General features: G+C 46.7%; 16 protein-coding genes and 3 pseudogenes. 7 read left to right on the plus strand and 12 right to left on the minus strand.

All coding sequences use genetic code 11. The features are described 5' to 3' along the window. The 4 genes and pseudogenes from PsAD13_RS11690 to PsAD13_RS28315 form a co-directional block, all read right to left on the minus strand. Window positions 1-430 (minus strand): MerR family transcriptional regulator (locus PsAD13_RS11690; RefSeq protein ID WP_063318281.1); only part of this gene is annotated, 430 nt, incomplete at its 3' end. A 519-nt stretch (window positions 431-949) separates the two neighbouring features. Then, window positions 950-1,846 (minus strand): alpha/beta hydrolase-fold protein, encoded by an 897-nt coding sequence (locus PsAD13_RS11695; RefSeq protein ID WP_193777044.1) that lies wholly within the window; start codon window positions 1,844-1,846, stop codon window positions 950-952. A gap of 363 nt (window positions 1,847-2,209) precedes the next feature. Continuing rightward, a pseudogene (locus PsAD13_RS11700) lies at window positions 2,210-2,956 on the minus strand (IS30 family transposase); the annotation flags it as partial. Window positions 2,957-3,002: 46 nt separating this feature from the next. After that, window positions 3,003-3,149, minus strand: a pseudogene (locus tag PsAD13_RS28315) (transposase); the annotation flags it as partial. Window positions 3,150-3,218: 69 nt separating this feature from the next. On the opposite strand from PsAD13_RS28315, the pseudogene PsAD13_RS11710 reads away from it, so the two are divergent. Then, a pseudogene (locus PsAD13_RS11710) lies at window positions 3,219-3,568 on the plus strand (DDE-type integrase/transposase/recombinase); the annotation flags it as partial. A gap of 269 nt (window positions 3,569-3,837) precedes the next feature. Here PsAD13_RS11710 and PsAD13_RS11715 read toward each other — a convergent pair. From PsAD13_RS11715 to PsAD13_RS11740, 6 genes are all read right to left on the minus strand, one after another. Next, window positions 3,838-4,302, minus strand: coding sequence for a carboxymuconolactone decarboxylase family protein (locus PsAD13_RS11715; protein ID WP_208986560.1), 465 nt, complete (start codon window positions 4,300-4,302; stop codon window positions 3,838-3,840). 39 nt (window positions 4,303-4,341) lie between these two features. Beyond that, window positions 4,342-4,578 (minus strand): Lrp/AsnC ligand binding domain-containing protein, encoded by a 237-nt coding sequence (locus PsAD13_RS11720; RefSeq protein ID WP_057462486.1) that lies wholly within the window; start codon window positions 4,576-4,578, stop codon window positions 4,342-4,344. A gap of 83 nt (window positions 4,579-4,661) precedes the next feature. After that, window positions 4,662-5,261, minus strand: coding sequence for a short chain dehydrogenase (locus PsAD13_RS11725; RefSeq protein WP_063287378.1), 600 nt, complete (start codon window positions 5,259-5,261; stop codon window positions 4,662-4,664). A 40-nt stretch (window positions 5,262-5,301) separates the two neighbouring features. Beyond that, on the minus strand, window positions 5,302-6,015 hold the full coding sequence (locus PsAD13_RS11730) for a pyridoxamine 5'-phosphate oxidase family protein (RefSeq protein ID WP_082830612.1): 714 nt from the start codon (window positions 6,013-6,015) through the stop codon (window positions 5,302-5,304). A gap of 100 nt (window positions 6,016-6,115) precedes the next feature. Continuing rightward, window positions 6,116-6,817, minus strand: coding sequence for a glutathione S-transferase family protein (locus tag PsAD13_RS11735; protein ID WP_193757767.1), 702 nt, complete (start codon window positions 6,815-6,817; stop codon window positions 6,116-6,118). Between the two features lie 39 nt (window positions 6,818-6,856). Then, entirely contained in the window at window positions 6,857-7,513 is a 657-nt protein-coding gene (locus PsAD13_RS11740) for a short chain dehydrogenase (RefSeq protein WP_208980642.1), read from the minus strand. A gap of 226 nt (window positions 7,514-7,739) precedes the next feature. On the opposite strand from PsAD13_RS11740, the gene PsAD13_RS28580 reads away from it, so the two are divergent. The 6 genes from PsAD13_RS28580 to ltrA all read left to right on the plus strand — a co-directional run bounded on the left by PsAD13_RS28580 (window position 7,740) and on the right by ltrA (window position 16,907). After that, window positions 7,740-10,940, plus strand: a complete 3,201-nt coding sequence (locus PsAD13_RS28580; RefSeq protein ID WP_153042353.1) for an AMP-binding protein — start codon at window positions 7,740-7,742, stop codon at window positions 10,938-10,940. A gap of 12 nt (window positions 10,941-10,952) precedes the next feature. Beyond that, entirely contained in the window at window positions 10,953-11,441 is a 489-nt protein-coding gene (locus tag PsAD13_RS11750; RefSeq protein WP_063303262.1) for a thioesterase family protein, read from the plus strand. A 40-nt stretch (window positions 11,442-11,481) separates the two neighbouring features. Then, a complete protein-coding gene (locus tag PsAD13_RS11755; RefSeq protein ID WP_063287382.1) occupies window positions 11,482-12,426 on the plus strand; it encodes a DMT family transporter in 945 nt (314 codons plus the stop codon). A 102-nt stretch (window positions 12,427-12,528) separates the two neighbouring features. Beyond that, complete coding sequence (locus PsAD13_RS11760; protein ID WP_063318284.1) at window positions 12,529-13,389, plus strand: formate/nitrite transporter family protein; 861 nt, start codon at window positions 12,529-12,531, stop codon at window positions 13,387-13,389. A gap of 82 nt (window positions 13,390-13,471) precedes the next feature. Continuing rightward, window positions 13,472-14,593, plus strand: coding sequence for a hypothetical protein (locus PsAD13_RS11765; protein ID WP_063287384.1), 1,122 nt, complete (start codon window positions 13,472-13,474; stop codon window positions 14,591-14,593). A gap of 1,075 nt (window positions 14,594-15,668) precedes the next feature. Beyond that, entirely contained in the window at window positions 15,669-16,907 is a 1,239-nt protein-coding gene (gene ltrA, locus PsAD13_RS11770; RefSeq protein ID WP_206599768.1) for a group II intron reverse transcriptase/maturase, read from the plus strand. 198 nt (window positions 16,908-17,105) lie between these two features. On the opposite strand, the gene PsAD13_RS11775 is transcribed toward ltrA, so the two are convergent. Both PsAD13_RS11775 and PsAD13_RS11780 read right to left on the minus strand, forming a co-directional pair. Then, complete coding sequence (locus tag PsAD13_RS11775) at window positions 17,106-18,206, minus strand: hypothetical protein (protein WP_153040882.1); 1,101 nt, start codon at window positions 18,204-18,206, stop codon at window positions 17,106-17,108. Between the two features lie 282 nt (window positions 18,207-18,488). Continuing rightward, the gene (locus PsAD13_RS11780; protein WP_244275158.1) at window positions 18,489-24,500 is read right to left on the minus strand and encodes a calcium-binding protein; all 6,012 of its coding nucleotides are present in this window, start codon (window positions 24,498-24,500) and stop codon (window positions 18,489-18,491) included. Window positions 24,501-24,822: the final 322 nt, after the last annotated feature.

The following is a 24,822-nucleotide window of genomic DNA, read 5'->3' on the forward strand; positions in this document are numbered from 1 at the left end:
AATCGACAATATGATAGGCAGGCTGACGTTTTGAGCTTCGCATAATCTGAGTGATCGCCTCCAGAAGCTCTTCCAGTCCGACATGCATCTGTATCTGAATATTTTCCTCATCCATTGCATTGTTGCATAGGCAGAAGACGCCACTTTCTGTGCCAAGAATACCAGACCATTTGTTGGTCAGCTGCTGTGAGACTGTCCCGGCAATCAGCTCTGCAATCGTATTGGTGCAGTGAGAGCGCACCATGTTGTGGTAGGTGGCAACGGCCATCAGATCATTAAAGGTATATCGGGTCCAGCCTTGGCGCTCGCCCTCAAGTACCAACTGCTTCCGCCGCCTCCAGACCCGCAACGTCTCGATATTCATCCCAACGATCTTGGCAACTTCGGAAGCCGTATATGTACGGCTATAGGTGTCACTATTCCCAATCATGCTCGACTCACTTCTTGAATTGGGTCGAGAGTACCATTTCATGCAAGTGGGTCAAGTGAAACGAAAATGAATCTTCTAACTGATTGGTTTAGATGAAGTGTTGTGCGTTGGGTGTTATGAAGAAGCTTAAGAAATGGATTGAATGCTTCGTTTGCGATGTACCACTAACCAGACGTTCGTGTATTTCTATCAAGGATTGAGGCAACGTCAGGGGGGCAGGCGACTGGTTTGTGGGATAGGAAGTTCTCTACTCGGTATTAATACGCTCATTGCTGACGTTGGTCAAAGCACAGAGCCTCGCTGGTGTAGCAAGTCGCTTGTGACCAACACCGGTCATTCAGCCTGCTGTTGGAGGCAGCCAAGCAGACCGAGGTTTCAACTCTAGGTTATTCTAGTTCAACTTACTATAGAGAGAGGAAAGCTAACTTTTTCCGTTGAATTTCCTCTCTAGCTAGCCGAACTCAAATAACCGAATGACTTCTCTACGGGAGGAGCAAATTTAGATCGTTGATACCAGTTTCAAAGGTTGGCCCAACTTTCATTGCGATTTTGGCATGCAAATAGAGCACGACAGGCCCGACTAAAAGCTGGACTGAAAACACTCATATGAGATTCTCCTTTTAAGATTTTGTGGTTCAATCTTAGCCCAGAAATTGAGCGGGAATCCATCTGGTCCACCAGTTTAACGAGATTGGATACCATTTTAGCATGTGCGTCAGCAGCTTCCTCAAGCTCACCTACGGCCATGAATATATCCATTTTGACATTCTGCCTTTTCGTACTCGTTTGCTCTTCTAGCGCAATGAGAAAGCAATCAGCCCACCAGATGGCTGGGCTAATAGCCATATATCGTTGAAATGCTTCTGGCTGAGTAAAGGCTGTATTGAGTACGAATAGCCCTCCCATGGAAATACCCGTTAGCGTGGTTTGTGTCAGGTCTAAATCGTAACGACTAGCAAGCCATGGAGATAGTTCCTCTAGAACGAAAGCTAAGAAGGAAGTTGCGCCACCTGCCTGAATTTCATCTTGCCAAGTAAACGGTGCTGGTGCGCGGCGCATCATGGCTTCAAATCGCTTGTCTTCACATGGGGAAAGATCACGTGTGCGAATTGCTAGGTGTTCTGCTTTTTCACCTCTCCCAGAAACATCATACCCGATGCCAACAATGCAGTGTGGTGGAGGCCCATCTGGCTCCATTGCCAGCGAGTTCAGTAAAGTCGACGCAGCACCAAAGCATATGTTGCCATCGGTCACGAACATTACTGGCACAGGACCATTATTAAAAAACATCGGATTTGGCATCGCGACGTCAATAATAAAATATGCACTAACATTCTCAGACCAAATTCTGAAACGGTTTGACCCTAGAATTGGTGTCGGACCAAGATCAGTAAAATTGTTAGTACAGCTGCTCATATGGTATCTCCTTGCTAGAGATAGCAATACTAAGGTTTTGCCCTGCCCACCATTCTTGATTTGCAAATGTTTCGCACTATATATTAATGGATACAAAGAGTTGTCGTCATTTACCCTGAATAACTTCGGTAAAGCGGCGCGTAAACAGTGCATTCTCCGTTATGCAGATACGACAGATAGTAACACCTCCACTGGAAGTGCTCGAGCAGATGCACAGGAATTACCAAATGGAAATCCGTCATCCGCTCAGCAAGACTTGTTTGACCAATTGCTGCCGTTCGGCCTTAATCTAAACGCACCCGGCCAGTGCGTGACTTCAACCATAGGTCGATTTTGGTCAGCTGGTTGCTGAGTGAGGTGGATTCAACTGGTCGCGGCAACACACTGTGAAAACTTCTCAGCTGGAGTTTGATATTGCAAGGTCTTGCGTGGTCGTTCGTTGAGTTGTCTTGCGATTGCATCAAGTTCAGGCTGCGTGTGTACAGATAAGTCAGTACCTCGGGGCAAATACTGCCGCAGCAAGCGGTTCGTGTTTTCGTTTGATCCGCGTTGCCACGGTGAATGTGGGTCGCAGAAGTATACAGCAACATCCGTTACTAATGTCAGGCTTAGATGATCTGCCATCTCCTTGCCTCGATCCCAAGTCAATGATTTGTAAAGCTCTTTCGGCAATTTGTGGGTGTGTTTGATCAACCCGGAGATAACACTGCTCGTGTCTTTGTTGGCAACCTTAATCAACATGACATAGCGTGTTTGCCGCTCAACAAGAGTGGCGATATAGCTATTCTTGGATCCTCCGATCAGATCACCTTCCCAATGCCCCGGTATTGCACGGTCTTCGACGCAAGCGGGCCTTTTGCTGATCGAAACGGCATCCTTAATTTGGCCTAGACTATTTCGTTTGAGGCTTGCGTGTCTGGACCGGCGTATCGTGCGTTTAGCACGCAGATGGTCCAGCAGTTCTTTCTTCAATACGCCGCGGGCCTGTATGTAAAGGCTTCGATATATCGTCTCGTGGGACACCTGCTTGTTTACGTCTCCTGGAAAGCTACGTTTGAGCCAGCCAGAAACCTGTTCTGGAGACCACTTGCTGCGCAGCTTCACAGATACTGCGTGGCTCTTCTTCGGTAGACTTCATCGTTGAGATCATTGGCGCATCAAGGCCGCCATATTTGGCGCACCATTTATAGTAACTCACCGCGCTCAAACCGTGTTCCCGGCACAGCTGAGCAACCGGAATGCCGCTGTCGCCCTGCTTCAAGATTGCAATGATCTGCCTGTCGCTGAAACGAGATTTCTTCATAAAATCAGTCCTCAATATGAGGCAACAATATCTCTACTTTTAACTTGATCAAATAACGGGGGGATTACCCCAACATATGGCCTTGCTATATCCGAGTTGAAAGCAGAAGGAAAATGCCCCACGGACACTGAACATCGCCAAGTGGAGTATCTGAACAATATCATCGAAGCTGATCACGGCAGCTGAAACAGCTCATCAAACCTGTACGCGGGTTCAAAACCATGAAGACCGCCTATGCGACGATCAAAGGCTTTGAAGTAATGCGGGCACTGCGCAAAGGTCAGGCTGGTGCCTTCAACTTCTCGAAGGATGTTCTGGGTGAAGCCCGCCTCGTTGAGCGGGCCTTCGGAATTGGCCCAAGTGCTCTATCTGAAGCTATGACCATGCTCGAAAACCATCTTCAGAGCGATAAAATCTAATAAGATAGCCCTGAAGTCACACAAATTGCGCTCTAAGACACGTTTGCAACAGAGCCGGATGCTTTACACACGTAATCGCGGCAATGCTCAGATCCCGCAAGTTTGCAATTCAGAAGTGATGGGCAAATGTTGACGTTACATATCTTAAGTAGAATGCCCCTCGCATATCCTGCGTTCTAAGGCGACATAGCGCCCGAGTTCAATACGTTGGGCAAACTGAAATTTGATTTACGAGACACCGACAGCACGATCATGCTCCTATGAGAAATCTATTTAGAAACTGAACTTTTGGGTTTGTCGCCAAAACTTATAGCAAGGCGGTTCAAACCATTCATTGCGCATACGATGAATGTCAAATCTACGGCTTCTTTTTCCGTGAAGGTCTCCAATAGAAGGTTCAAATTGCCCTCAGATTCACGTTCCTCAGAGATTCTCGTGACGCTTTCTGCCCAACTGAGGGCAGCGCACTCTCTTTGTGAGAAAAGGTTGCTCTCCTTCCACACCGGTAAGCAATCCAGTTTCTGTTGATGAACATGAGCTTTTCTAGCTTCGTTTGAATGCAAATCTACACAGTATGCGCAGCCATTGATTTGTGAAACACGCAACTCCACCAAAGCTTTCAGGGTTTCCTCAATTGCAGGGACCTGCTTTTTGATGGAGAGGAGTGAATTTACGGCATCTGCGTTTATCTCAAAATAATTTAATCCCAATTCCATTTCTCCAGTGTTGATCATCTCTATATCTGGACTGCCAACTGGCGATAAAACTAACGCTCAGAATGGATCGAATGCGAACATAGTTGAAGTCTTTTCAATGCCTTCGATATCGCTCACCATTTTGGAAACAAGGTTTGGTGCTTCGTTGAAATCTTCCAAATATGTTTTTGTCATGATGTCATATTCACCGTTGATCGAATAAATCTCGGAATGTAGTTCTTTGATGGCAATCTCATTTGCGATACTACGCCACGATCCTGGTTTGCATTTTATCTGGACAAATAAACACCGCATCGTTGTAAGGCCTCCAAAAGGACATTTTAGAATTGGGTTTGCAAGTAAGAATGTGAGGCAAGTAGAGATCTCTTTCCTTGATTTTATTCTCCTATAATACGTTGCCCAGAAGCGGATCCCTCAACACTTTTCGCATAAGCTGCGGCGACAATTTTTGAAGAAACTGGTTCGTGCCCCTTGAGGGTTTTTCCATAGCGCTCATAGGAAATGTCCATGAGGCCTGGACTCACGACGTTCAGTCTAATGTTGCGAGGCATTTCAATCGCTGCAGCTGTTGCAAAACCAGAGAGTGCAGCATTTGCTGTCGCAGCGCCAACACCATTTGGAACAGGATGTTGATCCAATAGCCCGTTTGTTAGGGTGAAGGATCCACCATCTCTGACATAACTCATACCTGCGAGAACAACGTTCACTTGGCCCATGACTTTATCGGAGAGTGCATACATAAATTCAGCTTGAGAAATTTCCTGCAATTTTGCAAATTTAACAGAGCCTGCTGTCACTACGATAGCGTCCACTTCTCCAATCGCATTAAATAGCTTTTCAAGAGATGTCATGTCAGTCATATCAGTCTGATAGTCACCAGAACTGCGGCAAACTCTAATAACTTCGTGTCTCTTGCTGAGCTCTTTACAAACCGTTCGACCAATATCTCCACTTGCACCAATAACAACTATTTTCACCTCATTCCCTCCTTGGTAGTGATCTAGACTTCAACTTGCCTCAGAACTCGCGTTTGAATTTAGATTGGGACAAATAATCAGGCGAATGAATGTTTGGATCAGTAGCGGTATCTGGAATCGGTGTTTCAAGTATTGTGCGAATTGGAATTGTTCCTGTCCAACAGTGGGGGTTTACACCTTCAGGACCATACTCCTTAAGTGCGTTGCTCTGCTGCCTTCTCAAAATATCCATGACAGAGTTGTCGTAGCGATGCTTTACGGATACTTCCTCAATTGGCAAACGCATGAACTTAACCTTTTGGATTTCTTCTTCTTTATGTTCACGCAACTCTGAGCGGCGACCAGGAAATAATGTTTCGACGAATTCAAATGCGACATCCATCTTCTCATTACTGTCTTCAACCAGCTCTGATTTGCCATGGATCGTGACCGAGCGATAATTTACAGAATGGTGAAAAGCTGAGCGTCCTAAAAGCAGCCCGTCCAGGTGACTTACATTGAAGCAAACATCAATTTTTTTGGCCTGTTCAAGCAACATCTTGCTGCCAGCTAGACCATGCCAATAGACGTAATTACCTTTGCGCCAGTAAAGTGTGGGATTTAAGAAGGGCTTGCCGTCGAGTACAAACGCAATCGTACACATATACCCGCTATCCAATATATCGTAGACTGCTTGCTCGCTGTAATCTGCGTATTCAGGGGCTCGTTTAATTGTAGACCTTTTGGTTTTTTCAAATACTTTAGTGGACGTCATATTACTTTTTCCAATTTTCTATGGCTCGCATGACTCAGAAAAAAAACTGCGGTTTTGAGATGAAAATGTGTTGTCCTGGCAAATTGTAATTTGGTGCCGATCAATATCTTAAAGGCGTGCTTTCAGCTGATTTGAATTTCTCAGGCAGGAAAGTGGACAAGTACGCCTGCCGCTTCCCGAGCAATTTGTAATAAGCCTGTTTTAGGTCACTGTGAGCTGAGCGTTGAACGTTTGCGTCAGCCATTAACTGTTTGTTGACTCTGCAAATATTGCTATGACGTACTTCGTCAAGAAGACCGGGGGCTATTTCGTCAATATAACTCAAGCGAAGAAGTAATGGCGCTACTGCGGCTTCTACGAGCGAGAATGAATCGCCAAAAAGGTACTTCCCACCGTGCGAGGCAGCTTCCAGTTCATCGAGCTTTTTATGAAGCGTTCCTACAGTTGAACCGTATTCTTCCTCACTCCCCATTACGGAAAGATCATACAGACTCCACATCAGCTGGTTAATGAACTGAATCCACGCACGGTCACGGGATCGTTCAAACAAGTCCGACGGATATGTCTTTTGCTCAGCGTAATCCTCAATGAACTCGATTATTGCTATAGATTCAAACAGCACCTGATTTGTACCAGCGAAAAGAACTGGCACTTTTTTTAGCGGGGAAACTTTTGTGAACCACGTTGGAGGGTTCGACAAGTCGATATATTCGATGTCAAAATCGAGGCCTTTCAACGACAGGGCTATAAATACCTGCTGCACAAAAGGACATAAATTATAGCTTACGAGTTTAAATTTCAAACTTTGCCCCCCCCCCATGCAGCATTGCTTTCAAACACCTTAGTCTACGGTCACCAGTTGTCCGTTAATGCCTCCCTCAACGCACTTAAGATAGGCATTTGCGACCCTTTCTGATGAGACTGGAGTATGACCAGGAAAAACGCTTCCATATCGTTCGACGGAAATGTCCTGGAGCCCCGTGCTAACAACGTTAATCCGAGTGTCACGTGGCATTTCAATCGCCGCACTCTTCACAAATCCGCCGATAGCACCATTGGCAGCAGCTGCACCGCTTGCCATTCGGATCGGGTCTCTATCCAGAATACCGCTTGATAGGGTAAACGACCCGCCGTCATTGAGATAGTTTAGGCCTGCGAGTACGCAGTTGATCTGGCCCATTGCCTTGTGCGTGAGGTTAAATAAAAATTTATCTTCAGGAAATTGCTCGAGAGGGCAGAAATGAACCGCACCAGCAGCCAGAACAACAGCGTCTACTTTTCCGATCTCTTTGTACATGGCATCAATAGAGGATCTCTCTGAGATATCTGCATTTACGTCACCACTGTTACGTCCAACTTTAATCACATCGTGATGGTCCGGTAACGCAGCACATATCGTCGTTCCAACATGTCCTTCTGCACCAATTACAACAATTCGTTGAGCCCGACTTGAGGTGTTCATTTCCGCTAGATTGGTCGTTTTTCGTGCATGGCTCATCAGTCACCCTCGGGGTTTATATCCACATATTACCGTAGAGCTTCTAAATTAGAATATTCGAATTTAAAAATGAAAACATTTCATTTATTTGGTTCTTGAAATTTTATCATAAAAAAACAAGTATTATATCGATAACGATAGTATTGAATTGATCTTATCAAATCTAAAATATATATTTTACATAAGAGTAATATTATAAATATTATTATTTAGGAGGCTGATGAAAATGTTGCTTGAAACCGGGCATGTTGACGAATTTGTCAACAATAATCTTCCAGTAACTGAACTACAGCCAGAATTTAAAATTGATCTTTACCCATATCAAAAGAAGTTAAACGTAGGAGTTGAACTAGTTGATGCCTTAGTGGAGCGGGGGTTCGGCGAACATCCGGCTTTAATCGGCTCAAATGGTACATTGACGTATCAGCAGCTTAGAGATCTTTCAAATCAGATTGCTAGAGTTCTCAGTGAAGATTTCGGCGTCATGCCTGGGAACCGGGTCATGATTAGGTCGAGAAACTGCCCAATGATGGTGGCGTGCTTTTTGGCAATCTTGAAGGTTGGTGCAGTTGCTTTCAATACCATTGCGCTCATGCGTGCGGGCGAACTGAGCATCTTGATCGATAGGGCTAAGGTAGATTTGGTTCTTTGCCAAAAAGGTTTAGATGAAGAGCTAAGCCTGTTGGATAGAAACACACGCCCTGATCTTAAAATTGCGGAATTTTCGGCAATCATTGACGACAAAGCGACTGTGAATGCTAAGGCAATCTTCAAATCGACTAAGTATGAGGCAGCTAAAACCTCTCAGAACGACATTGCACTGCTAGCTAGTACATCCGGCACGACCGGGAAGCCTAAAATCACCATGCATCGCCATCGCGATATCCTTGCAATTGCTGATGGATTTGCAAGGCAAGTCCTAAAAATTGTGCCAGGTGATGTCTGTATAGGTACACCTCCGTTGGCATTCACTTTCGGTTTGGGCGGTTTGGCGGTGTTCCCGTTACGCTTTGGCGCAGCTGCCGTTTTGTTGGAGCAGACGTCACCATTCAATCTGGCAGAATTTATCGGCCAGTATGATGCAACTGTCTGCTTCTCCGCACCAACAGCATACAAAGTTATGCTTTCTGAAGAAGTTAACTGCAAACTTCTCAAGACTTTACGTTGCGCTGTATCCGCTGGTGAGAACTTACCGCAACCAGTGTTAGAACACTGGCAAGATCGTATAGGCGTTCCAATCATAAATGCGATGGGGTCAACCGAGGCACTACACACATTCATCTCAACCCGCCTGGAAGATTTTCAGTCAGGCTCTGCTGGCCTCTGGCCAATTGAGGGGTACGAGGTTGAAGTATTTGATGATGGTATGAAACCTGTCGGGATTGGGAAGCCGGGCTGGTTGGGTTTCCGTGGACCAACAGGTTGTCGCTATATGGATGATGACCGACAGGCCGAATATGTCAAAGATGGTTGGAACATCACCGGCGACTTCTTCCGCAAAGATCAGGATGGAAAGCTACACTTCGTTTCTAGAGCAGACGATATGATTATTTCGTCTGGCTACAATATAGCTGCTGCTGAAGTTGAAGAAGCACTGCTTTCACATCCATCCGTTCGAGAATGTGCAGTTGTAGGTATACCAGATCCAGATAGAGGAAGTATCGTCCGCGCGCATGTCGTTCTGGCCGATAAGAATAGCAAAGCACCGAGCTTAGTTGAGGCGTTACAAGAGCATGTGAAGAACACTATATCACCATACAAATATCCAAGATCGATTATCTTTGTTGACAGTTTGCCCAAAACCGAAACGGGCAAATTAAAACGGCACATGTTGCGCAAGGCGGAAAATACAAACGGCGACAGCGCTGAGGATAAGGATTCTCTGATAAGTGAAATAGCCAATGACCCAACGATAGGGGCTGGAAATTTTCTTTTTCGCGTCCACGAGTTAGCAGTAGATAATGAACGTACAGCAGTCACTCACATTGATATTGAGGGACAAGCTTGGGCATTTTCCTTAAATGACCTGGTAGCGAAAGCAAACCATATAGCATCTTGCTACTGGCATTTGGGTATACGGGCGAAATCCATTGTCGCATTATATTTAGATGATAGCATTTCCTATTATCTTCACTACCTCGCTTTAACGAAGATCGGAGCTATCCCTGCATTTTTAAATGGCGGAGTTTTGCCGGAAATTGCGAGTAAGTATCTATCAAAGATCAAGCCTGAGTTGCTTGTTTCTGAAGGGGAAAGGCTGGGTGAGATCCTCACCTACAACGCCAATTTCGAATGTCCAACAACAGATATCATTGAGGTCGAAAAACAACCTTTCTCGCTTCCCTGTGAAACCTATGATCACTTGGATGATGATACTGTTCTCATTAGTCATACTTCCGGTACGACGGGTCTTCCCAAGGCGGTTTCTTTTAGTCAAAAGTCGATAATTTACGGGGTCAAGAAGCAGCTTGGTAAGAAGCTCGGCAATGCTATGTTATCGGCTGCACCGATCTCACATGCGGCTGCCATCACAATGCTGATGAGCAACATAATGCGTATGAACCATCTGATTGTCACTTCAGATAAATCTCCTGAAGGGATAGCGGCGGCAATTGAGACTTTTGAGCCGTCAATAATGTTCGCATTCCCTAGTGTTTATGTTGATTTGTGTCGGATTGACATTGATCCAGACCGCCTCGCCTCCATCAATATATGGATGAGTACTGCGGATGCATGTCATGAGCCTCATGTCAGAAAAATGCTTCAATACGGTCATCGTTATGAGGATGGAAAACGCGTAAATGGTGCTCTGTTTATTGATAACTTGGGCTCTTCGGAATTCGCTTTTGGGATCTTTCGAAACATCCACACGCTTAAGACCAACAACTACAACCGCTGTGTGGGTAAACCATTTTCCTGGATCGAAGTCGCGCTCTTTGATGAACAGGACAAAAAAATCACCGATTATGACGTAGTCGGCAGGCTTGGAGTTAAATCACCGAGTGTGACTTCAGGGTATTGGGAGAATCAAGAGGCGACCGCAGACGCCATTCTTGACGGCTACTGGCTTACTGGAGACCTAATCTACAAAGGCGAGAATGACCTTTACTACCACGTTGATAGAACAAGCGATTCGATGCTGCTGGGCGGCAAAACCTACTATAGCTGCCAGCTCGAAGAGGCCTTTTTGAAAAATATTCCTGAGATCTTCGATTGTACAGTGGTCCAAGGCGAACTTGAAGGAACTTTAAAGGTTGAAGCAGAAATCAAAGAAGGCCTGCCTTTCGCAGATATCGCGCAGAGAATATTCGTATATTCCAACCAGAATAACCTTCCGGATATCACTGAAATCAAGCAGGTTTCTCCCGGGTCTAACGAAGGGGTCACAGGGAAAAAACTAAAGCGTGTCATCCGCGAAACAGCTTGATTGGATTGCATAATGCTTAAAGACATTGAAGTGTCATCAAATGCGAAGCTGTTTTCTGTTTCCAAAAATGTAGAGTTTTGCGAAACAGACATGGCAGGCATCGCCCATTTTTCAAATATCTTTCGATATGTAGAATATGCGGAGACGAGGTTTTTCCAGCAAGGCGGAATGAGTATCTGCGATCCGGCCAAAGATCAAAAGTGGCCGATCCTCTCAGTGAACTGCGATTTTCTGCGACCAATGACCTTTGGCGATGAGATACTCATCGCCATAAATGTTGGCCGGATTGGCACAAAGTCACTGGTGCTTAATTTTTTCATCTGTAAAAAGCTGAGCGATGGCCGCGAAGAAGATGTTTCCAGAGGCCAGCTGACAGTCATTCACGCCAAAGCGTCGGGCGAACACGGCAAAATTGCAACTGCCGAAATTCCACCTGATTTCAAAAGCTACCTCCGTGAATATCTGGCAGCGGCAGATTGTGATGAAATAACAGCTGGTTAACCTCTTATTCAATCACGGAAAGCGAACTGGAAACGAATATATGCCTCCACGCCAAAGACCGAACCCGGCGGTAATTGCTAATCAGGTTTTACCGCTGTTGTTCGTCATTCTTTACAGTTCGGGGTATGTGGCATCGAAAATCGGCATCGCATATACAGATCCGTTTACGTTTCAAACCCTGCGATTAGCCGCTCCAGTTCCGCTTTTCTTAAGCATCATTTTTTTAATCAAGGCTGAGTGGCACAATAAACCGATAGAAGTATTCCATGTCTGCGTGACCGGAATTCTCATACACGGATTTTGCTTCACAGGTATGCTGATCGCATATGAATGGGGGATGGATGTAGGCACAGTTGGCCTGATTATGGCACTGCATCCAGCACTCGCCTCTGTGGGGGCAATCGCTTTTCTGGGCGAAAGATTCAGCTTCAAACTGATACTGGGCTTGTTGCTCGGGACAATAGGTGTCCTGCTCGTCGTCAATCAAAAAGCCAATTTAGATAATAACACCTATAGCGGGGTGTTGCTTACAGTCCTGTGTCTTTTCAGCATGGTCGCAGGCGTGCTCTACCAAAAGCGATTTATAGCGCACATGAACCTGATGACAGGGTCACTGATCCAGCATTTAAGTGCGCTCATCCCCGTGTTTGGACTAATGCTTGCCTTCGAGCCAATGGTCATCAACTGGTCCGTCCCTCTGCTTGGATCATTACTTTGGCTAAGCGTTGTTCTTTCTCTAGGAAGCTGGGTGCTTTTTTATATTCTCATACGAAGCGGCGATATTTCACGTTCGCAGAGCTATTTTTTCTTAGGCCCACCCATAACTGTATTGCTGGCATGGATATTCTTCGATGAAGGTTTCGGATCTTATTTCATGTTCAATCTCAGCCTGATCGTGGTGGGCATATTGATTGTCACCAGACATAAAGCACCAAAGGTGATTGAAACCCAAACCCCGGAGGAAAGCATGGCACGAAGCAGATGAAGTCCGCTCAACGTCCGTATCACCCAAACATCTAGCAGGTGGAAGAGTGCTGCCCGCACCATTGTTTGGGAGCAGTTGGTTTATAGAACATGGAGATTTGGAATGTCTTATAACGAACCGCGCATCTTTGTCGAAAAGATCATTGACGTGGGTGAGGAAAAAATCTTCATAAACCCAAGAATTCTGATGATCCGGGCCTTCATGGCTGGCGCAATTCTGGCAATTGCTGCGGTCTTTGCAATCACCGTCGGCGTGCAAACCGGCTTCCCCATCGTAGGGGCTGTCCTGTTTCCTGTTGGTTTTTGCATGCTATATCTCATGGGGTTCGATCTTGTTACCGGAATATTCGTTCTTGCCCCGTTGGCCTGGATTGACAGGCGGCCCCACGTCACTCTTAGCGGTGTGGTAAAGGCGATCACGATTACTTTCATCGGCAATTTTTTAGGCGCCCTGCTGGTCGCTTTTCTAACTTCTGTCATCTTCACCTACGGTTTCTCAGCACCAGTCAATCATGTTGGCGAGGTCATCGCGAACATCGGTAAGAACCGCACGGTGGGCTACAAGGAACATGGCATGGGCGGCATGATGACTATCTTCATCCGCGGCGTCCTGTGTAATTGGATGGTATCCCTTGGTGTGGTTGGCGCAATGGTCTCCACCTCGGTCAGCGGAAAAGTCATCGCAATGTGGATGCCGATCATGCTGTTCTTTGCAATGACCTTCGAGCATTCGGTGGTCAACATGTACCTGTTTCCAACGGCGCTGATACTGGGTGGAGACTTTTCCATTCTCGATTATCTGATCTGGAATGAGATCCCGGTCGTGATCGGTAATCTGGTCGGAGGACTCGCTCTCACCGGGCTGCCGCTGTTCGCAGCTCACATGCGTTCCGCTGACATAAAGGAAACGTACTCGCGCGCGCACTTGGTGAACACATCAGCTTATGAACGCGACATGCTCTAAGCATATGCCATTTAAACGCTTGATACATTTAGAAACGAAATTATAGATCCGACGCAATATTAGCGATTTTCAGGAGAAATTTATGACAAATCTTGATCAAGAGACAGTGGGTACACAGCGTCGCCCAACAGGCATGACCGGCATGGCTGGCGGCGGTTTTTATGATGCCAACTCCGCCCCACAGTGGGAGCAAATCGCAGCCGTCCTACCCTGGTTAGAAGACACTCTCTCAAGTCTGCCCTTAGAAAAAAGCTCAGGACCAGTTACCTTTGCAGACTTTGGGTGTTCTGAAGGACGCAATTCTATTTCTGTCATGCGTCACCTCATCGGCAAGACAATGCAGCAGACAGACCGCCCGTTTCTGACGATCCATTCTGATTTGCCGACAAATGATTATTCTAAGTTATTTCTTGGTTTAAGACCTGACGGACAATCGACATTCGGCTCACAGCGGGTCTCATCAGCAGCCGTTGGCGGATCGATGTATGATCAATTACTGCCAGCAGACAGCGTTCATGTCGCCACTACCTTCAACTCAATCGGCTACTTGTCCGAACGCCCGCTTGATAAGTTGCCCGGATACGTATTGCCAAACGGCCCCAGCAAAAGGCGGGCAAACGGTCACGTCACAGAAAAAGAGAGTAAGATATTTGCTAAGCAAGCCGAAGATGACATGGCAGCCTTTTTAACCGCCCGGGCGAACGAACTTGTATCAGGCGGCAAGCTTATGGTTCAGGTCTTCGGCTGTACAAATGAACTCCGCACCTGCGACGGCCTGTTCGACCTTCTCAACGACGCTCTTCTAGCGCATGTCAAACTCGGCAATATTTCCTCGCAAGTATATGAGAGATACTATCAGCCAGTCTATTTCCGCAGTCTGGAAGAGCTGACATCCCCTTTAACGAACTCAGCGTATAATCTGGCCGGTCTTTACACGCTGGATCGAACAGAAAGCTATGAAGTGCCAGTCCCCTTTGTTGAAGCTTACAAGCAAGACAAAGATCTGGATCGCTATGCTACCAATTATGTCAACTTCTTCCGGGCATTCACTCAAGCAGTGTTGCGTGGAAATCTCCCCGATACACCATCAAAAGCAAATCTGTTAGACCAGATCTACAAGACAGCAGAAACCCTTTTGAAGACCACTCCGGAAGATTATTCATTCCGGAATATCTCTGTAGCAATGCTTCTGACACGTAAATAACCGCTCTGTTGCAAAGTCTAGCGCAGATAGATAATCATACTGCGCAGCATTTTGCCCAATAACCGAACTTGACACTATGCAAGACACAAATGTTGCAAGAACTAACAGCGTTGCTTTCTTCAAATCTTCTTGCTTCAGTGGCACAACCGTCGAAGCCGGGGTACAACGCACTTGGGGGCACCTCAGATTCCGATAAATACCAATATAGCTCAGGAACTTCTGAGTAGTTCAAGGTATGACACTCTAGGATGCTGCTGGGTGAGGCAGGCAGGTGGCAATCCCCCGCTAACTGATCGAGGTTAAAAGTAGAGATGTTGTTGCCTCATATTGAGGACTCACTTTAAAGAAATCTTGTTTCAGAGATTGCGTAACACTTTACCTAAGCTGTACTCAACCCTTGATGGAAACGTCCGAAGGTCCGCTCATGGCCCTCGACGTAGCTACCGCCTCTCAATTACCTGAGATTTCGCGGTGCAGCGAACGTCAGCAAAAAGTACGCTCTTCTGCTGTTCGCATTTAATGTGGGTTCGAGCTTATGATTGCAGGTCGTGAGTGTGTCACGAAGTCTCCACGGAGACGAACTGTGCGTAAGATGAGGGTAGGCCCCTCGGAACCGTCTTTCAGGAGGAGGTTCCAAACCACCTTAAGCTGCTGTGGTTAAGAGCCATGGTGGTGAGCGTTAAGGAAAAGGCATTTTAGAAATGTCAGGTGCGTATCAGAGGAGGCGAACGCAAGTGAACCGTTGATGAGGTGTCGAAAGCAATTTAGATGATGTCAAAACCAACTGCTTGTGACCAGTTGGGATGAGCTCAGCGGCCACCTGATTACTGGCTGAGCGGCATCCGGCACAGAGACGGCGCGACCTTGATACAGGCTCATGCACGGAACGTGAGAACCTGTCGCCCGGGTGATGAGGGAGACGCTCAAGCAGAGGACCTGTAAGAGCCAGAGTACCAAGACCGGGCACAGGGGCGGAGCAGTCCGTAGTAGTGAGGAAAGGTCTGTAATGGACCCGGAGCGAAGGGGCTGCCCTGTTCAGTGGAAATTATTAAACAACCGGGAACGGGATGATTTAATGACAAACACAAAGCCCTTCGATGTTTCCAAACAGCTTGTCTGGGAAGCGTGGAAGCGAGTTAAAGCCAATAGAGGAACCTATGGGATCGATCTTGTATCCTTGGAAGAGTTTGAAGCTGAACTGCCGAAGAACTTGTACAAGATATGGAATCGTATGTCGTCAGGCTCCTATTTTCCGCCTGCTGTTCGCAGGGTGAATATACCCAAAGATGATGGAGGCACACGGCCCCTTGGTATTCCCACAGTGGGAGACCGGGTGGCTCAAACAGTTGTCAAACTGGTGCTGGAACCGCAGATTGATCCGATCTTCCATCCCAATTCCTATGCTTACCGGCCTAGAAAGTCAGCACTTGATGCTGTCCGCCAGACCCGGCAACACTGCTGGAAGTATAACTGGGTGGTAGATCTGGACATTCAGGGGTTTTTCGACACCATTCATCATGATCTCCTGATGAAGGCAGTTACGAAACACACCCAGAATAAGTGGGTGCTGCTTTACATCGAGAGATGGCTGAAAGCGCCTGTTGTCCATCCCGATGGCACAATAGAGAGCAGAACTGTCGGTACGCCACAAGGCGGCGTCATAAGCCCCTTGCTGGCAAACCTGTTTCTGCACTATGCGCTGGACGTCTGGGTAAGCCGCCACTTTCCGCAAGTCCGTTTTGAACGGTATGCGGATGATGGTGTCTACCACTGCGCCACACGAGCAGAAGCGGAACGACTATTGGAAGCGTTAGAGCAACGCCTGAAGGAGTGTCACTTATCCCTTCATCCTCAGAAAACCAAGATTGTTTATTGCAAGGATAGCAACCGCAAAGGAAGCTATCCTGAGATCAGTTTTGATTTTCTGGGCTTCACCTTCCGGCCAAGGCGGGCCATGTCAAAGCATGGAGATGTATTCTCAGGATACACACCTGCGCTTAGCCGAAAGGCTTTCGGACGGATCAGTACGGCCATCAGGAAATGGAAATTTCAGAAATGGAGCGGGCATTCTATAGAAGATATTGCTCGTGTGCTGAACCCGGTCGTGGCGGGGTGGATAGGGTACTATGGGCAGTTCGGCAGGAGAGAACTCTCTCGCATTTACAACTTGCTTGAGTTTGCGTTGATCAGGTGGGCTCGGAAGAAATACAAGAAGCTGCGGCGCAGTTACCGGAAGAGCAAAGCATATATTGGGCGATTGCACGAGCAGTCTCCTGAGATGTTTGCGCACTGGAAGCTGTATCGTTTTGGCTGAACAGGAAGAGCCGGATGAGCTGAGAGGTTCACGTACGGTTCTGTGAGAGCCTGAGGGTGAAACTCCCTCGGGCTACTCGACCAGGTAGTGACCGCGGCTCGAATGAAATCACAGAAGGAAGCTATTGACGAGTGGTATGAGCAATGAATTTTGGTCGCAGTTGTAACGGATTGGGATTATCGAGGATTGAGCGCGAGATTAGTTTAGTGCTCGGCTCAAGTGATCTTGATGCTTTAAGATGTAGCGCTCTAGCTCACTTTGAACACCGCTTTGAATCAGAATGGTTAGATTAGCTTTATCATCTACTTCTGTGAAAACTATGCCAGGTTGATCAACTGAACGCATGCCGTAGAAATTGTAGATGTTCTGTATTTTGCAACCGTCTGTCACCAAAATTAGATTGTTCATAATAGGGCTATTAAAACTTACATTGCGTACATCAAAAGATAGAGTTCGCTTGCAGCTCTCGCTGATGTCTGATCCAGCAAATATGTGAAACTCACCGTTCTGATTACAAAAGAATACTGAGTAGTTTTCTTCTCGTTTGTATTTGATCAAACTTAAGGGAACAAATTGGGGTTTGTTTTGAGATATATCGAATAGCCAGTTTACTGATGAATAATCGTCTAAGAACTGGAATTTTTTCCCATTGTAATAGATTACTTCATAGCCACCACCCCAGTATTCCAGCAAGTACTTTGATGTTAGAGAGTCGAGCTTATTTAACTGAGATAGAAGAGCTAAAACTTTAGCAAGTGCGGCATGAAAACGATCCACTTTCATCCCATGAGTATTTGGTTGTATGAAGTTATACTTGTCTATGCGAGCAACTTCATCCAAGACAGATTGCTGCCCCGAACCAATCGACAGGACGTTTCCAAAGCCCTTTGTATCTGTAGTAGAGCAGCTTTCACGAGCTTTATCACCCAAGACAAAGTAATTGCAGCCATGTCGCTCTTGCAACAATGCAAGAGCGGTGATCTCCTTAAGGGTGATAGCTCCGTGAGGAGATCGAACGTACTCGTCTATAAATTGATGCATGTCTTCTGATGTAACGAGGCGATGAACTCGATTTCTCTCCCTCAGGTCATCTAAAAACGAACGCATGTGAAGAAATGAACCGGATAAACCGACCGCTAGGTTGTCGTTTATTATAAAGAGTTTACGTTTTAAACGGAGCGGAACGAAGCCAGATCCTTTGGGAAAGGTTTTGTCTACTCCACTGATGTGATCAGGCAACTTAAGATCAGATGAGTTCTCAGTTTCTAAGCCGCTGATCAACATGTCGCTGACAAGCACAGGTACGCCGAAGGGCTGAGCGAAAAAATCATTGTCATAAATTGCAGTGCCTACGACTCAAAAGGATGTGTAACCACATTTAGTATTCTAATGCTTGAACAGGCGGTACTGTAAGATTTTTTAGAGAATTGGCATTGTGCGTCAAGGGGCTTCGCCCCATAGGCGCTAACTTAAGGAGTAACTATCTGATATTATTGAATTTATGGCTATGAATTAACTAAAAAGAATAGACACCAGCAAAGCGATAAGAAGATCACAGAGCTGGTGACTTAAGGCAGGATATTATGCAAACTGAAAATCATCTACATGAAGATCAGAGACAAGAACGCCTTTCAGCGTTACCGAATTATTGCCATCCAGGCGTATTTCAGTATCACTTCCATCATCGCTAGCTGCTGTGATCACCGCGTCAAAATCGGCAAATACATTTGCGTCAAAGCGTATAATATCTTCTGACCCGGCCCCGGCAGCAAAGTCTGTGACTTTATCTATGCCAAACGATGTACCGGTAAAGACAAAAGTATCGGTTCCTTCATTGCCCGTAACAGTCTCATCAAAAGCACTGCCAATAATAACGTTGTCGCTAGATGAGCCGATAAGTTCAAAGTGACCATCTTCGAGCAACTCAATACTGCTCAACACGGTCCCGTCAGCAAACTCAAAACGCTCGATATACTCACCCATTTGGGCAACGCGTAACTGGCCTTGTTCTCCATTCTTGTTCCATTGGAACTTAAGAACTAAGCCATTACTATCGCTATATTGTTGCGTTCCAATAGTGAAATCAGACAGGCTGAGATCAGTAAACCTAACGATATCAGTGCCATCATTTGCTCCTTCACTAGCACTAATCATTGTATTGCCACCACCGAAACCATACAGGTAGGTATCATCACCGCTATACCCGTATAAATGCTGCCAATCATCAGCTCCTCGGCCGGCGCTCAAAACATCTGCACCAATGGTTCCATAAATGAAGTCATCTTTATCTGAACCAATAATGTAAGCTCCGCCAGCTTTGTCTGCTCCAAATAACTTTAGTCGTCCATCATCACGAACTTCAATATTTTCGAGCACCGTCCCGTCAGCAAACTCAAAACGCTCAATGTGCTGACCCATATTGGCGATACGCAGCTGCCCGCTGTCGCCCCCATCAGACCAACCAAACTTCAGTGCAGTACCTTGAGCACTTGTCGCGCTGTATTCATGGGTCCCTATCCGCAGATCACTAAGAGAAAGATCTGTAAAGCGAACCGTGTCTGTCCCATCTCCTTCGCCCTCATGAGCGTTGATCAGAACAGCTCCGTGCCCTTTACCATAAAGATAAGTGTCATTGCCGCCGTATCCGGCAATGTATTGCCAACCACCAGCACCTTGACCTGCGCTTAGGGTATCATTGCCATCGCTGCCATTGACAACATCATCGTAAACAGAGCCCAGGATCACATTATCTACACCAGCAAAGCCGTGCAGTTTCAGTTGTCCGCTTTCAAGAAGCTCGATACTGCTCAAAATGGTCCCGTCAGCAAACACAAAACGTTCGATGTGTTCTAAAATAGTCTCTTGGATCTGTACAACTCCGTTATTCGCGCCTATCGACCAAGCGAATTTTAGAGTTTGCCCATGTGATGAGTGTTCATAAGAAGCGAGCTGGAGATCGGACAAACTCAGATCATCAAAGCGTAAAGTGTCTTCTCCGCCACCGCTTGTTTCAGACCAGATCCATACGTTACCGTTACCTTGATTATAAAGGTAAGTATCATCTCCATTGTATCCATGAAGTTCCTGCCACCATTGGTCATGATACCCGCCAGCATTCAGAGTATCCTTTTGATCACTACCATGAATGAATTCTGACAGGTTGCCTCCTGTGATATGGCTTCCATTGATATCACCGGTGAGCTTAAGGTGTTTATAATCACTCACTTGTAGAAGTATCTCACTGAGCACAGTCCCGTCAGCAAACTCAAAGCGTTCGATGTGCGGTTTATTAGCGCTCCAGTTCTTGATGGTCAGAACATCGGTGATGTCACCCAGGGCTTGATTTGGCTTGGCCGGGTCAAGCAGATAGAATTTCAGATCCCCAGCATCTGCAACAATCTTCAGGTCGGCAAGGGTGATGCCGTCTTCGAAGCGGAGGGTGTCTGTGCCGGAGGTCTCGGTTAGGGTGTCTTTGCCAAAACCTCGGCTGAACACATAGGTGTCGTTGCCGGAACCACCTTTGAGCTGATCATTGCCGGCCCCGCCAACCAGCGTGTCGTTTCCTGAGCCAGCGTTTAGCGTGTCGTTACCACCAAGGCCCATGATCAGGTCATCAGATGACGTTCCTGTAAAGGTGTCATTGCCTTCGCTGAGAAGGGCAAGGCGGCCCTTGATTGAACCATCGGTAAACTCGAAGCGCTCGATGGAGCTCTGCCAGTCTTTAATGCGCAGCACGTTTGAGAGCTCATCCAGAGCAGTTTCCGGATTGTCATGATCCAGCTTATAGACCAGCAGATCAACACCATCTTTGATGAACTTTAAGTCGGAGAGTGTGATGGTGCCTTCAAATCGAATGGTATCAAGACTGCCGGAACTGTCGATGACCACATCCTTGCCGAAGCTACCAGCAAAGACATAGGTGTCATTATCAGCCCCGCCCTCAAGTCGATCATCTCCGATGCCGCCGATCAGCGTGTCATCACCCGTGCCACCCTTGAGCACATCGTCTCCGCCATAGGTTTTGATCAGGTCATCACCAGACTTGCCGTCAATCACGTCATCGCCATCTGCGGTGTAAAAGACGTTGTCGATCTCATCCCCATCAAGGATATAAGGATCATCCAGCCCCAGATCTTTGGCTGCAATGAACGTTGCCATCCAGCCAGCAGCAAACGCACTTTCTGGTTCAGCTGCAATCAGCGTATTGATGGTCTCACGGTTCTCCAGATACTTGTGATAGTCATCTGCTATCTGCATTCGGCTCAGAACCATTTGGGTTAATTCTGAATCGGAGAGTGCTGGTGAAGGAAATCCATGAAGTTCTAATACTTCTTCAAATGTAGCGATCGTATTGTTTTCAGTTATTGTTAAGATATCTACGACAGCTTTCATAAATGGGATTGCAGCGTTTGGGTTTCCTTCGCCATATAATCCCATCATAATTCCGCTAATGAGCTCATGAAACTCGTCAATCATAATCTGGGTATTTTGCTGAAAACTCTTGTTCTTATTATAGTATTGATTGCCGTAAATGCCGAAAGGTTGCCCTGTGGTGAGAATATAAAGGTCTTTAAATCCCGGCTCAGTTCTGATTTTCAAGTACTCTTCGATACCAACGCTTTCCAACGCTCTGACAGCAGCTCGTTGCCCATCATTAATTTGTGCTTCAGCCATGTCCTGAACAAGAGCATCCAGATAGGTGGACTGGAAATCTGTGAAGTTTTTGCCGCTTGAGCCTGCATTTTTGAGTGCGCTTTCGTAGTGCCCAAAGGACCAGCGACCCAGCTCATCAAAATTATGAGACTCAGCCTTTACCAGATCAACAAAGTTGTTCATGCTATCGACATAGGCTTGGGCAAGATCTTTTGAAAGCCCCTTGTTACCGCCATCCTTTGACCAGGTATCGAGAATAACATATTGACCAGTCTCAGCATCAAAACCTACATGCGTGAAGGCCCGGGGATGTTTTTCAAACAAGCTGTCAAAGAACGACCCAACGATAAAGCTGAGAACAGCTGCAATTGGGCCCGTAAACGCACTGAATGTTTGAGTGAGTATGGCAAATGCAGTAATAGCAATGGAGGTTACCGTTGAAGCAATCTGCCCTTCAATAGTCTCCAGATCCGGCAAAACGGCATTGATCACTGCCGTCATCACCATGCTTACAGGATTGATATCACCGATACTTTGGATTGTTTTGATTGAGTCTGCAGATAAGCCGATGTCTTGAAAGAGGTTAAGAAACACATCAGTCTCAAAGAGAAGATCAACCCCTTCCGTCAGCAGGATGTCAAGCCCAGAGCCAACAACTGCCTCAAAGACTTCACCGCCAACACCATCACCAGCAACATCAGAGAAGATCTCTGCCATGATTAACTGGTTGACGACGGAAATCGCAGCATTGGCCCCGGCAACAACAAAATCCCCGCCTAGATCATCAAAAGCACTTCCGGCAATCGTCTCTGCGTTTTCGACAAGGTCAAGCTCACCAACATCAAGGACACCGCGGTGAACAGTGCCTCCGAGGAATTCTCCCAGATTGCCCAGAAGGGTGTTCAGGACGGTATCTGTCGCCACCCGTTCAAACAGGCTGGCATCATCACCCACAATAGCTCGCGCCAAGAACGGTGTCAGCGATTTGCCAATGCTCTCACCTGCCTGCGCACCGGTCAGTTGCTTGATGACTTCGGTACCCTTGACGACGTTGCCGTCTTTATCCAGCTCTCGGCGCACATAGATCAGATTGCCGTCTTTGTCGGTGGTGGTGAGCTCCTCAACCACGCGGCCTGCAACCAGATACTTTTCTTTCTCAATGGTCGTACCCGGAACCTGAACAACCACAAAATCAGGGAAGTCGTCGCCGTTCAGGTCTTTATAATCCTTCACATAAGGACGCTCTTCCGGCCTCAGGTAAGCAAAGATGGAATCGTTGTGTACCCGGATGCCGTCAGCAACATAGTTGTGGTGGGTGGACACTTCGAAGTTATAGGTCTGCCAACCACTGGCAGCATGGCTCACGGAAGAACCGGCTGCGGCTTGATACTCTACCTGTTCAAGCAGATGGGCTGTTGCCGAGCTATAAACAACGCTTTCAGCCTGAGCACTGACGATGCTGCCATCTTCCTGAACAATTCGGGCAGATCCGCCACCCAGACGCGCCATCTGGCCGATCTCAAGATAATCGCCGGTCTCCGTCAGGAAACGATGGCCAGGTGTCACCATCAGCGGTGCACGTTCATCTTCAAAGCTGAGCTGTAGCCATTCCTGCGTTGTATTGCGGAACAGATGGGTGACAGCACCGGGCTGTCTGTTACCCTCTGCATCAAAAGCCAGCACCTGATCAGAGACCGTGATCTCTTCAATCGGCTTTTGTGATCCGTCCCACATCGAGATCAGCGTGCCTTTCGGGAAGCAGCGATCAGGGAACAGATTGACCTTTTCAAGAACGCTCAGATCATCACTGTTGAACAGCGCTGTTTGCAGCTCAGATTGTAGCGAACCGCCGTTTTTGTCGACATACTCCTGAAGATGGAACAAGGCGCCTTCGACATCATTGTCTGCAAACAGCAGCCAGGATTTATCACCTTGTGCCCGCAAGTGCTCTTGGACAGCAAAGCCGATTGTCGCAAGTGTCTGTGGGAAATCTTCAAAGGCAACTGTGAGCAGGTTTGCAAGCTCCTGATACTCAGGCACGAACTCAGGTTTGGCATGGCCGTCTAAACCAAACCAGCTTTCAATCTTCTTTACGGTCTCATTTAGGTATGCGATTGTTTCGTTGTCAGAATGCTGGCCGACCCACTCCAAAGTCCCTTTGAGGCCATCAAGGCTCTCATAGATTTCATAGCCCTTCCAAAGCAGTCCCACACCCAACATGGTGGCAACACCAGTGATGACTGCTTCTTTTCCAATCTCAATTGCGATGTCGTCTACCAAATGAAGAGCTTTTGGCAGAATATTTGAGTTCGCTAGAGCGCGCGCCATGGATGTGAGACTGGTGGAGGACGAAAAGACACCCATCTCCACAAGACCATGCCCAATCAGCGCAAGTGAGACCGCATCAATGACTGCTGAACCGTCTCCCAGGTCCAGTAATCTGGCGCTCAAGCCAGTTGCCAGAGTAGGGCTAAACAGAATCGAGGCTTTGCCTTCTGCATTTTTATAAAGGCTAAAGTTCTTGTCACCGCGAAGTGTTTCTAATACGTCGTCTAAAGGAACTCCATTTGCAGCGCTATCGAGAGCCTGCTTCGCCGAAATTTTTGCATTTTCACTCGAACTTGCGTCCGCTAGTTGATCCTTGAGCTCTGTATAAACACTGTCATATGCTGACTTAAGGTTCTCAAGACGCTGCTTTTGCTCTGCAACACTGACTTTATCAAACTGCCATGCATTCAGAGCGGAATGGCCGTGAACGTACTTCCAATCACCATTGGCGCCGACCGCCAGAGCACCATCAACAAGTTCACCAAACTTGAAGAAAGATGTTTCTTTGTAGTCCTCAAAACTAAGTGCGTCCGAAAGCTCCCCAAAAATCTTACCATCGGCTTGTTTGTTGAGTTGATTAAGAAACCCTGGCTCTGCAAACTTGACTTTCAAGACATTTGTCAAACCTATAAGCATAGATTTTTTTTGCTCTATAGTGCCACCAAACTCATCAATGTCACTAATTTGCTTACGTATCCAGTCCGTGTACTCTGGGTGCGACCCTTTATGTCGAGTAAATACTTCATTTAACTGATTAGGCAGCCCCATAATATTGTATTTTTTATCATCCCTGGGGAACAGATCTGATATTTGTGGTAGAAATGAGAAATTCTTATCAAATAATTCCTGAGGAATGATGTGATGATTTTCTAATGGAGATGGCTTTTTGTCAGACATAGCGAGTACACTTCAAGTAATTCAATGTATTGATAAT

The sequence above is a fragment of the Pseudovibrio sp. Ad13 genome, assembly GCF_001623225.1.
GTDB lineage: Bacteria > Pseudomonadota > Alphaproteobacteria > Rhizobiales > Stappiaceae > Pseudovibrio.